6 protein-coding genes are annotated in these 11,763 nt (G+C 66.7%); 5 read left to right on the top strand and 1 reads right to left on the bottom strand.

What is annotated here, in order from left to right:
• Window positions 1–1,245: 1,245 nt before the first annotated feature.
• The gene (locus ACPFMJ_RS07980; RefSeq protein ID WP_424363281.1) at window positions 1,246–2,031 is read right to left on the bottom strand and encodes a hypothetical protein; all 786 of its coding nucleotides are present in this window, start codon (window positions 2,029–2,031) and stop codon (window positions 1,246–1,248) included.
• 2,638 nt (window positions 2,032–4,669) lie between these two features.
• Here ACPFMJ_RS07980 and ACPFMJ_RS07975 point away from each other — a divergent pair.
• The 5 genes from ACPFMJ_RS07975 to ACPFMJ_RS07955 all read left to right on the top strand — a co-directional run bounded on the left by ACPFMJ_RS07975 (window position 4,670) and on the right by ACPFMJ_RS07955 (window position 11,692).
• On the top strand, window positions 4,670–4,951 hold the full coding sequence (locus ACPFMJ_RS07975) for a hypothetical protein (RefSeq protein WP_424363280.1): 282 nt from the start codon (window positions 4,670–4,672) through the stop codon (window positions 4,949–4,951).
• 79 nt (window positions 4,952–5,030) lie between these two features.
• Window positions 5,031–5,891, top strand: a complete 861-nt coding sequence (locus ACPFMJ_RS07970) for a hypothetical protein (protein WP_424363279.1) — start codon at window positions 5,031–5,033, stop codon at window positions 5,889–5,891.
• A gap of 60 nt (window positions 5,892–5,951) precedes the next feature.
• Window positions 5,952–8,468, top strand: a complete 2,517-nt coding sequence (locus tag ACPFMJ_RS07965; RefSeq protein ID WP_424363278.1) for a peptidase domain-containing ABC transporter — start codon at window positions 5,952–5,954, stop codon at window positions 8,466–8,468.
• A gap of 49 nt (window positions 8,469–8,517) precedes the next feature.
• Window positions 8,518–9,909 carry an HlyD family type I secretion periplasmic adaptor subunit gene (locus ACPFMJ_RS07960; RefSeq protein WP_424363277.1) on the top strand — a complete coding sequence of 464 codons (1,392 nt, stop codon included), beginning with the start codon at window positions 8,518–8,520 and terminating at the stop codon, window positions 9,907–9,909.
• A 37-nt stretch (window positions 9,910–9,946) separates the two neighbouring features.
• Window positions 9,947–11,692, top strand: coding sequence for a tetratricopeptide repeat protein (locus tag ACPFMJ_RS07955; RefSeq protein ID WP_424363276.1), 1,746 nt, complete (start codon window positions 9,947–9,949; stop codon window positions 11,690–11,692).
• The last annotated feature ends 71 nt before the right edge of the window (window positions 11,693–11,763 follow it).

Raw genomic sequence — 11,763 nt, 5'->3', positions numbered from 1 at the left:
CGCGTGGGCGTGCGTCATCCCCTTCCCGTGTCGAAAAGAACGGACGCCGCGTAGCGAAGCGCGCTGCGACGGCCGATGCGCATTTTCTCGCCCTCGATTGCACAGTCCGAGCAAGTATAACGTGGCCGTCGGTTAGTACTTACGACTTTAGGTTCGGAAATATCTTTTCGCTTCCGACTGTCATCATAATGTATAGGCCCGTTTTGCGGTGCAAAATACGTGACATTAATGCTTGTATTGAAGTGATTTAGAATAGATCATTGACGGTGGTGTAGCGTGAGGTGTGCTATGCGTATTGTTAAATCAACATGGAAGCGTATTGCTAAACAGGTTAGCTTGGCAAAAGGCTTCTGCGCGTTCTCTTCAAACTTGAGTATACATGTCGCTTGTTGGGAGAGCTTCGATTTCGTCGTCGCGGCGAGTTGCTCTCTGCCAGGGCGGCGCGGTCCTCCATAAAAATAAATAAAAACAAATTTCTAACCGTTGCTGCGTCGGCTCCTTGGGGGCCGCGGCCGGCGACGCATGTCCTCGTACAGGAGAACCGAACATGGTTCCGAATTACTTGAGCGTTTCTGGGGTAGACCCCAACGAAGGCGCAACGACAGTTTATGTCTGGCGCAGAGATCAAGCCGCGAAAGAGGGGCGCGTTCTTCTCAGCACGGCTCCGCTCGTTCCTGCAGAGCAGGCCGCGCGCCTCCCCGGCATCCAGCCAGGCGAATTCCGGGTGACGTTCCCGGCGCCGGCCGGGTGCTCCGTCCGCGACATTCTCGTGACCGACGACCTCAAGAAAGAGGAGCCGCTCCCGAACGTCACAGTCGTTCCGTGCGGCGCAAGTGCAGTGTCGGCGCGTCCGGACGGCAAAAAATCCGGAGCATCCGGATTTTTCTTTTTGCGGCGTTGATGAGGGAGGCTGAAAATGGGCGAACTTGTCAACATCACAAACCAGGGAACACAAAATTACGCTAACCCGGGAGGACAAGTATTTTTATATTACTACAACGCTGACACCGGTTTGTACTATTTGCTGGGGTCGGCGGTTTCAGCGAGTGGGTTCCCCCTCACTGAAAATGGCGGCGTCAACAACAACGACAATTTTTTCAACACGATCGTTTTCATCCCCGACAGCGTGGTCGACGCCGGCGCTGACGGAGATCCGGCGCTGTCGACTTCCGATTACACGCACCTGGCGGCGTTGAATGGCGACACGCCGACGGAGTCCGGCATCGTCGTATACGGGAACGATAATCACGCCCTAACGGCCGACACCCTCAACGTGTCGGCCATTGGAGCAACCGGCGCGACCGGCCCGGCAGGTCCAACCGGCCCAACCGGCGACACAGGCGCGACCGGCGCAACGGGCGTGACCGGAGCTACAGGCGCAACGGGCGATACTGGCGCGACGGGCGCAACGGGCGCAACGGGCGACACTGGCGCAACGGGAGCCACGGGGGCGACCGGCGCGACAGGCGATCCGGGCGCAACGGGCGCCACGGGGGCGACCGGAGCCACGGGCGCGACCGGTTTGACCGGCGCGACTGGTGAGACCGGAGCCACGGGAGCGACTGGGGCGACGGGCGACACCGGAGCGACGGGAGCAACCGGAGCGACCGGTTTGACCGGCGCGACTGGTGAGACCGGAGCCACGGGAGCGACTGGGGCGACGGGCGACACCGGAGCGACGGGAGCAACCGGAGCGACCGGTTTGACCGGCGCGACTGGTGAGACCGGAGCCACGGGGGCGACCGGAGCGACGGGCGACACAGGAGCGACGGGAGCCACGGGCGCGACCGGTTTGACCGGCGCAACTGGTGAGACCGGGGCCACGGGGGCGACCGGAGCGACGGGCGACACAGGAGCGACGGGAGCCACGGGCGCGACCGGTTTGACCGGCGCGACTGGTGAGACCGGAGCCACGGGGGCGACCGGAGCGACGGGCGACACAGGAGCGACCGGAGCCACGGGCGCGACCGGATTGACCGGCGCCACCGGCGAGACCGGAGCGACAGGCGCCACCGGCGACACCGGAGCCACGGGAGCGACTGGAGCGACCGGCGCCACCGGAGCGACGGGAGCAACTGGAGCGACCGGTGAGACCGGCGCAACCGGAGCGACGGGAGCCACCGGCGCAACTGGTGAGACCGGAGCCACGGGCGCGACTGGGGCGACGGGCGACACTGGAGCGACCGGAGCAACTGGAGCGACCGGTGAGACCGGCGCAACCGGAGCGACGGGAGCCACCGGCGCAACTGGTGAGACTGGAGCCACGGGCGCGACTGGGGCGACGGGCGACACTGGAGCGACCGGAGCAACTGGAGCGACCGGTGAGACCGGCGCAACCGGAGCGACGGGAGCCACCGGCGCAACTGGTGAGACTGGAGCCACGGGCGCGACTGGGGCGACGGGCGACACTGGAGCGACCGGAGCAACTGGAGCGACCGGTGAGACCGGAGCAACCGGAGCGACTGGAGCGACCGGAGCCACGGGAGCGACTGGCGCAACGGGAGCTACGGGAGCGACTGGCGCAACGGGAGCTACGGGAGCTACGGGAGCCACGGGAGCGACTGGAGCGACTGGAGCGACGGGAGCCACCGGCGCAACTGGTGAGACCGGAGCCACGGGCGCGACTGGCGCAACGGGAGCGACTGGCGCGACCGGCGCCACCGGAGCGACGGGCGCAACCGGAGCGACTGGAGCGACCGGAGCTACGGGAGCAACCGGAGCGACTGGAGCCACTGGCGCGACGGGAGCCACCGGAGCGACTGGAGCCACTGGCGCGACGGGAGCCACCGGAGCGACTGGAGCCACCGGCGCGACTGGAGCGACTGGAGCGACCGGAGCCACGGGTGCCACCGGAGCCACCGGCGCGACTGGAGCGACGGGCGCAACCGGAGCGACGGGAGCGACTGGCGCAACCGGAGCCACTGGAGCGACGGGGGCAACCGGAGCGACTGGGGCAACGGGAGCCACTGGCGCAACGGGAGCGACTGGAGCGACCGGAGCCACCGGAGCGACTGGGGCAACGGGAGCCACGGGTGCCACCGGAGCCACCGGCGCGACTGGAGCGACTGGAGCGACCGGCGCCACGGGTGCCACCGGAGCGACTGGCGCCACTGGCGCGACGGGCGCAACCGGAGCGACTGGAGCCACCGGAGCCACCGGAGCGACGGGAGCTACTGGCGCAACCGGAGCCACTGGCGCGACGGGAGCCACCGGAGCGACTGGAGCGACTGGAGCCACGGGAGCTACGGGAGCTACGGGAGCTACGGGAGCGACTGGAGCCACCGGCGCGACTGGAGCGACTGGAGCGACGGGAGCCACCGGCGCGACTGGAGCAACGGGCGCCACCGGAGCGACGGGAGCTACTGGCGCAACCGGAGCCACTGGAGCCACGGGAGCGACTGGGGCGACTGGCGCCACCGGAGCGACGGGAGCCACTGGCGCAACCGGAGCCACTGGAGCGACGGGCGCAACGGGAGCGACTGGAGCCACGGGAGCGACTGGCGCGACGGGAGCCACCGGAGCGACGGGAGCCACTGGCGCAACCGGAGCCACTGGAGCGACTGGCGCAACGGGAGCGACTGGCGCGACTGGAGCGACTGGAGCGACCGGCGCCACCGGAGCGACTGGGGCAACGGGAGCCACGGGTGCCACGGGAGCCACTGGCGCAACCGGAGCCACTGGAGCGACGGGGGCCACTGGAGCCACTGGAGCGACGGGCGCAACGGGAGCCACCGGAGCGACGGGAGCGACTGGCGCAACGGGCGCAACCGGAGCGACTGGAGCGACTGGAGCGACCGGAGCCACGGGTGCCACCGGAGCCACCGGCGCGACTGGAGCGACTGGCGCAACCGGAGCGACTGGAGCGACTGGAGCCACCGGAGCTACGGGAGCCACTGGAGCGACTGGAGCCACCGGAGCGACGGGAGCGACTGGCGCAACCGGAGCCACTGGAGCGACGGGGGCAACCGGAGCGACTGGGGCAACGGGAGCCACTGGCGCAACGGGAGCGACTGGAGCGACCGGAGCCACCGGAGCGACTGGGGCAACGGGAGCCACGGGTGCCACCGGAGCCACCGGCGCGACTGGAGCGACTGGAGCGACCGGCGCCACGGGTGCCACCGGAGCGACTGGCGCCACTGGCGCGACGGGCGCAACCGGAGCGACCGGAGCGACGGGAGCTACGGGCGCAACCGGAGCTACGGGAGCGACGGGAGCGACGGGAGCCACTGGAGCGACTGGAGCCACTGGAGCGACCGGAGCCACCGGCGCCACCGGAGCTACGGGAACGACTGGAGCGACCGGAGCCACCGGAGCGACTGGAGCCACCGGCGCCACCGGAGCAACGGATGCCACCGGAGCCAGGGCCGCCACCGGCGCGACAGGAGCCGCAGACGCAACGGGAGCCACGGGTGGACATGGCCATACCGGCCACCACCATGGCCACACCGGGCGCCATGGCCACACGGGTCACACCGGCGGCTACACCGGCGCTACCGGCGGCTCGGGCGGCGCGACTGGCGGCCATGGCCATACCGGCTACGGTCAACCGGGCGCGACCGGATCCGACAGCTCCGGCGGACCGGCCGATCGCTACACTGCGAGGTTCAATGGGGATCGGCTCTTCCCGAGCGCCGACTCCGCCCAGACGAAGTTCCTGCTTCCGACGGGATTGAGCGCGCGGTTCGGCGGTCCGAAGGGCTACGGAGCGAACCAGGGCGACGCCGCCAGCGGCGACGCCTTGAAGAAGGGGGCGGCTGGCTACAGCTCGGCCCCGGATCTGACGGCCACCGATCCGTTGGCGAGTGTCGGTCCGACCGGCGCGAGCAATGGCTCCGGCCAGCAGCAACCGCCGACCACGCCTCTCGGCGCGGCGCTTGGGCACCTCGATGGTCGCAAGCCGGATCTGAAGGATCTGATGGCGAACGACTCGTCGAAGCCGCCTAAGCACTAAGGCGAAAAAGGGCGCCGGCTTTTCGAAGCCGGCGCCCACTCTTTTTCTGCACCGCTGGAAAACAGGCTCGGAGCCCCAAATGGATCGGCGGACCTTCTTCAAACTCGCAGCCGCGCTCGGCCTATGCCCGGGACGCGTTCTCGCCGACATGACCGCAAATCGAAACGGCTCGCTTTCGCGGGCGCCGATAGAGATGAAGGGCTCGTGGCCGGAAGCTTCTCCCGAAGTCGCCGCCCGCGTCGCCGCGCGCGTCAGGGAAATCTGTCTGACAGGCGTCCAACTCGTTTCCGATCGCCAGCCCGACCGCATCATCGTCGACAATCATCAGCAAGGCTCGCCAGCCATCTGGCTTCACGGGGATCAGCCCGAAGCCGCCTGGATCATCCTGGATGTCGGTCCGCGCGACTGGTGCAAGCTCGCCTATCAACTGGGTCACGAGCTCGGCCACGTGCTTTGCAACAGCTGGGAGGCGACTGCGCGGCCACGGCCTCCTTCGCAATGGCTGGAGGAAGCGCTCGTCGAAGCCTTCTCGATACGCGGACTTGGCATGCTCGCGCGCAATTGGGCGGAACGCCCGCCTTTCGAGGGCGACGAGGCCTTCGGCGCGGCGATCGCGGATTACCGCAAGAAACTCCTCGAAATGTATCGGGCCGAGGCCGCGAAAGAGCGGGCCGCGGACGCGGCCGCCTGGTTTCATAACGATCGCAAGGTTCTCGAAAGCGGGCTCGCTGCGCCCAAAGGCCTCGCCGTGCTCGAAATCATCGCGCTGTTCGATCGCGACAAAAAGCTGGTCTGCGACCTTGGCGCCGCGAACCGCTGGGCGTCTCGGACAGGCGTGCCGCTCGAAGAATATCTGACGCTTTGGGAAAAGAGCTGCAGGGAGACCGGCGCTCCTGGACGTTTGCCGGCGCAGCTTCGAAACGCCTTCGGCGTGAGCTGAGAAGAACGGCGCCAAGCCGCCACATCGCAACGCGCACTTAATCGCGACCGGGGAACGATCATGAATGGCTATTTTCCGTTGATTGCACAAGCCGTCGCAAGTCTCGAGAGCAATACGGCGGAGACAAGAGGCGTGCTCTACGCCCGCGCCCGCGCCGCCCTGCTGGAAGAATGCAAGTCGTTGGAGGAGGACGCGGCGACGCGCGAGACTTTGGCGCTCGAAGAGGCGATCAACCAGGTCGAGGCCGCGGCGATCAGGAGGCATGCGCGAGCGGGGGGAGCCGAGACGCATGACGACGCGCACGCCCACGCCTTCACCTTCTTTCGCAATCTCGCGCTCGTGGAAACGCAACCGGAGGACCTCGATCCCGCTGGCGAGAGAGACGAGGCCGACGCGCGCACGCGCCATCCGCGCATTGCGGCGCTTCTTCAGGTCGCGAAATATTACGGCGGCGAGCTCGACATCAAGGAGCTGGTGAAGGAAGCCGACGACGCGCCGCCATCCGCGGAGGCTCTCGCGCTCTGGGCGAGGAACGCGGGCATGTGGGCGCGCGCGACGCGGCTGCGCTGGCGCAATCTCATGCGGCTGCACGACGCAGGCCCAATCGTGCTGCTGTTGAAGGACGGCGGCGCGGCGATGCTGACCGGAACGAATCCCGAGCAGCGAGTGGCGTATCTGAAAGACCCGGCCTCGCCTCCGGGCGCCGATCCCGTGGCGGTCGACGAATTGCGGCTGTCGGCGGGATGGAGCGGCGAGGCGATCCTTCTGCGCAAGGCGAGGGGCGAATCCGAGAGCGACGCGATGTTCAATCTGCGCTGGCTCGTGGATCTCGTTCTGCAGGAGCGCGCGTCGTTGCGGGATATCGCCTTCGCCTCGATCACGATCAGCATCCTGACCGTCTTCCCGCCGCTCCTCGTCATGGCGACAGTGAACAAGGTGCTGCAGTTCCACAGCCTGTCGACGCTCATTCTGCTGTCGACGCTGATGGCGATCTCGGTGCTGTACGAGACGTTGCTCGGCTATGCGCGTCGCTCGATTACGGCGGTGATCGGCGCGCGACTCGACGCCAAGCTCAATCTGCACATCTTCAACCGGCTGCTACGCCTGCCGCTCGACTATTTCGAGCGCCACCCCGCCGGCGAGATGATGTACCAGATCAGCCAGGTCTATCGCGTGCGCGAATTCCTGACCGGAAAGCTCTTCGCGACTTTCCTCGATCTCATCACGCTCTGTATCCTTCTGCCCTTTCTCTTTTATATCAACGCCGTCCTCGCCTGCTTCGTCATCGGCTGCGCGGCGGCGATCAGCCTGATCATCTTCGCCTATCTCGGCCCGTTGCGCACGCTCTACAGCCGCGTCGCCGCGGCGGAGAGCTGGAAGGCCGCGGCCCTCGGCGAAACGATCGTCGGCATCAAGACGGTGAAGGCTCTGGCTCTGGAGCCGCAACGCAAGGCGATTTGGGACGAACGCATCGCCGAGGCCGGCAAACATCGGCTCGAATTCGCGCGGGTCGCCAACTGGCCGGAGACTCTGGTGCTGCCCATCGAGCGCCTCATGACGCTCGGCGTGATGCTGATCGGCGCCTATATGGCGATGAACGATCCCTCCGGCTATCTCGTCGGAAGTCTCTTCGCCTTCATGATGCTCAGCGGTCGCGTCGCCCAGCCGCTCGTGGGGCTTGCGCGTCTCGTCGAGGAACATGAGGAGATCAACGCCGCAATCGGCGAGGCCGGCAGCGTTCTGAACCGTCCTTTGGAAACGAGCGCGAGCGTGAAGGGGCTTCGTCCCAAATTGCGAGGCGCCATCCATTTCGACGGCGTGAGTTTCACCTATCCCGGCAGCAAGACGCCCGCGCTCGACCGCGTGAGCTTTTCCGTGCCGGAAGGAACGATGCTCGGCGTCGTCGGACGAAGCGGATCGGGCAAGTCGACGATCACGCGCCTCCTGCAGGGGCTGAATCGCGACTACAACGGCTTCGTCAAGATCGACGGCTACGACCTGCGCGACATCGATCTGCGGCATCTGCGCCAGGGCTTCGGCGTCGTGCTGCAGAGCAATTTCCTTTTCCGCGGCTCGATCAGGGACAACATCATCGCTGGCCGGCCGGGCCTGACATTCTCGGACGCAGTGCGCGCGGCGCGTCTTGCGGGAGCGGAAGAGTTCATCGAGCGCATGCCGGCTGGCTACGAGACCTATATCGAGGAAGGCTCGCCCAATCTTTCCGGCGGCCAATGCCAGCGCCTCGCCATCGCCCGCGCGCTGATCCACGACCCGCGGCTTCTCATCCTCGACGAGGCGACAAGCGCGCTGGACCCGGAAAGCGAAGCCGCCGTGAACGACAATCTCCTGCGGATCGCGCAGCGCCGCACGATGATCATCGTCACGCATCGATTGTCGTCGCTGACGCAATGCAATCGCATCCTCGTGATGGACGCGGGCGGCGTAGCCGACATCGGCGCGCATCACGAGCTGCTGGAGCGCTGCGCGATCTATCGCCAGCTCTGGATGCAGCAGCATCGCCATATGGAGAAGCCGCATACAAGGCATCTCGCCGTGGCGCCGGTTCCCAATGTTTGACTTTAGCGGCAGGCGCTACGGGCGCGTGCATTGAAACGGTGATTTCGTCATGGGCAAAGAACTCTCTCTTCTGCGTCGCGCGGATCCGGAAGACGTGTCTGCGATCCCGCTTGACTTCCACTGGCCGTCAGCCGCCATCGTCAATGCGGAGACGCCGCCGCTCGCGCGTAACATCGTCTGGATCGTGGCCAGCATGGTGGCCGCCGGCGTCGGGGCGATGGCGGTCATTCCGGTAGATCAGGTCGTGAGCACGCGCGGGGTCGTCGTGTCGCATACGTCGACCGTTGTCGTGCAGCCTCTGGAGACCTCGATCGTGCGGGCGATCAAGGTGCATGAGGGGCAGACCGTCAAAGCGGGAGACGTGCTCGCGCGGCTCGATCCGACATTCGCCGCCTCCGACGCGAAGGCGCTGGCGGCGCAGGTCGCGAGCGGCGAGGCCGAGGTCGCGCGCCTCGAGGCGGAAGCGGACGAGAAGCCGTTCAAATATTCGGGCTTCGATCCGCGATGGGCGCTCCAGGCGGGAATCTACAGTCACCGCCGGGCGGAGTTCGTCGCGAAGCTCGAGCACTATAAGCAGAAGATCGCGGAAGCCGGAGCCGTCGTGGCTCGCTCCGAGGCGGACGCCGCGGGATACCGGCAGCGGCTCGGCGTGGCGCAGAATATCGAGCAGGCGCGCAGGAAGCTCGAAGCGATGAAATATGGAAGCCGCATGGAAACATGGATGGCGACCGACAACCGGGCTGAAATGGAGCGCTCGCTCGCGAACGCGTTGCAGACGGCCGACGGCGCGCGGCGCGAGCAGGCCGCGCTCACGGCCGAGCGTGACTCGTTCACGCGCGGCTGGCAGGCGGAAATCTCCCAGAAATTGTCCGAGGCGCGGAGCCGCGCGAGCAATGCGCGCGAAGAGCACAACAAGGCGAAGCTGCGCAGTCAGCTCACCGATCTGCGCAGCGACGTCGACGCCGTCGTGCAATCGGTCGAAAAGGTTTCCGTCGGCTCGGTCCTCCAGTCCGGCGAACGCCTCATCACGCTCGTGCCCGTCAGCGCGAAACTCGAGGTCGAGACCAATATCTCAGGACGCGACAGCGGCTATGTGCATGCTCATGATCCGGTGATCATCAAGTTCGACACCTTCCCCTTCTCGCGGTTCGGCGTGGCGGAAGGCAACGTGCAGTTCGTCAGTCCGGACAGCTTCACGCAGCAAACGGAGGCGCGAAATCCCACAGGCGCGTCGCCGCTGCCGTCGTCGTCCGAACAACAGCACTTCTATCGCAGCCGCATCGAGATCGAAAAGGTCGCGTTGCATGGCGTGCCGCCGGATTTTCACGTCATGCCGGGCATGCCCGTCACCGCCGACATCAAGGTGGGGAAGCGGACCGTCCTGCAATATCTCGCGGGCCTCGTCCTGCCCGTTGCGCAAGAGGGAATGCGCGAGCCGTAAAACGTGATCCGCAACCTTCCGATGGGGCTTTGTCGCCATGACGCTTCTTGATCATTTCGTCGGCGCCGTGTCGCCAAAGGCCGCGTTGCGGCGCGGCCTTAGACTGAGCGAAAAGGGCAGGCATCTGCAGTCCTTTCCGTTGTTCACCGCAGCCGCCAAAGCGGGTATCGCCGAGGCCGAATATCAGGTCGCGCGATCCTATCTCGAAGGGGCGGGCGTTCCGCGCAGCAGGGCGAACGGCGCGTGGTGGCTGACCCGCGCGGCGTCGCGGGGCTTCGTCGAAGCGCAATCACTGCTGGCGGCGCTCTGCCTGAACGGCCTCATCCAAGCGCAATTGGCGACGGCCGACGGCGTGCAGCTCGACGATTTCTTCGACGAAGACGAGGCGCCCGCCGAACCCGATTACGAAACCGCCTTGAGCTGGGCGCAACGCGCGGCCGCCGCCGGTTGCGCGAAGGGGCAAGCGTTGCTCGCTTACGTTCTCACCAACGCCCCGGAGCCGATTCGCAATATGACGGAAGCGCGACGCTGGTATCGCGCGTCTGCGGAGGCCGGCTGCCCCGAGGGGAATCTCGGCTACGCTCTGTCCCTCATGCGCGACGCGTCGGGCGACGAAGATTGGTCGGTGGTCAGGGAACATTTGGGCGCCGCCGCCGCCGCCGAACTGCCGACCGCGATCTATCTCCTCGCAGCGCTGCACGAGCGCGGTCTCGGCGGACCGTTCGATTCCGACGAGGCGTGGCGGCTGTATCGAAGCGCCGCCGAGAAGGGCGTCGCCGCTGCGCAATACTGGTTGGGTCTCGCCTTGCTGGAGGGCCGCGTGGTCGCGCAAGACACGGTGCTGGCCGAGACCTGGCTGCGGCGCGCTGGGCTCGGCGGCGAAGCCGAGGCCGCGTTTCTCGTCGGCAATCTTTGCCTCGGCAATGGCCGCCTGCCGCCAAATTACGTCGAGGGCGCCCGCTGGTATCGCATGGCCGCCGAAGGCGGTCACAAGGGCGCCGCGCGCGCCCTCGGTTCGCTCTATCTCGTCGGCGCAGGCGTGACGCGCGACCATGACGAAGCGGCCAAATGGCTGAAGATCTCCGCAGAAGCCGGCGATCAGGGCGCCCAGATCGAACTCGCCAATCTCGTTCTCGAAGGCGAGGGCCCCGCGAGCGAGGCCGAAACGATTCCGGCATGGTTCGAGAAAGCCGCCGCGTCCGGCGATCTCGTCGCGGCCTTCAATCTCGGCATCTGTTTCGCCAAGGGCGTCGGGCTTGCGCGCGACGACCGGATCGCCGCGCTGTGGTTCCGCCGGGCGGCGGAAGGCGTGCCTGAAGCGCAATACGCCTATGGTCTCATGCTCGCCGAAGGGCGCGGCATGGGCAGCGATTTCGCCGCCGCGCGCAAATGGATCACGAAGGCGGCGACGGCCGGTCTCGCGGAGGCGCAGGTGGCGCTTGCGGAACTGTTGATCAAGGGGCTTGGCGGCGACGTCGACATTCCAGGAGCGAAAGCGCTTTTCGAGCAGGCGGCGCTGCGCGGACATAGCGGCGCGATGTTCGGAATGGCCGCGCTTTACAGCGGCGGCCATGGCGAGCCACCCGATCGCGCGATGGCGCGACGCTGGTTCCGCGCCGCCGCCCAACTCAATCACGGGCAGGCGCAGCTGATGCTCGGCCGGTACCTCATGGCGGGCGTCGGCGGAGAGCGCGATCTGGGAGAGGCGCGCGAATGGCTGAGCCGCGCGGCGGCCCAGGGCGTCTCAGACGCGGAAATCGAACTCGAGACGCTCGGTTCGTGAAGGGCTTTCCTGCGCAATAAAGTCAAGATTAAATAATTCGTATTGCATTGTCAGTAGTGACGTGAGAATGG

The sequence above is a fragment of the Methylocystis parvus genome (genome assembly GCF_049675845.1).
Lineage (GTDB): Bacteria > Pseudomonadota > Alphaproteobacteria > Rhizobiales > Beijerinckiaceae > Methylocystis > Methylocystis parvus_A.
The sequence above is the reverse complement of the archived record's forward strand: the minus strand, read 5'-3'. Positions and strand labels throughout refer to the sequence as shown.

What these genes read in the sequence shown, in the direction of transcription:
- ACPFMJ_RS07955 (WP_424363276.1), top strand. Translation starts at nt 9,947, where the DNA reads ATGACGCTTCTTGATCATTTCGTCGGCGCCGTGTCGCCAAAGGCCGCG.
- ACPFMJ_RS07960 (WP_424363277.1), top strand. Translation starts at nt 8,518, where the DNA reads ATGGGCAAAGAACTCTCTCTTCTGCGTCGCGCGGATCCGGAAGACGTG.
- ACPFMJ_RS07970 (WP_424363279.1), top strand. Translation starts at nt 5,031, where the DNA reads ATGGATCGGCGGACCTTCTTCAAACTCGCAGCCGCGCTCGGCCTATGC.
- ACPFMJ_RS07965 (WP_424363278.1), top strand. Translation starts at nt 5,952, where the DNA reads ATGAATGGCTATTTTCCGTTGATTGCACAAGCCGTCGCAAGTCTCGAG.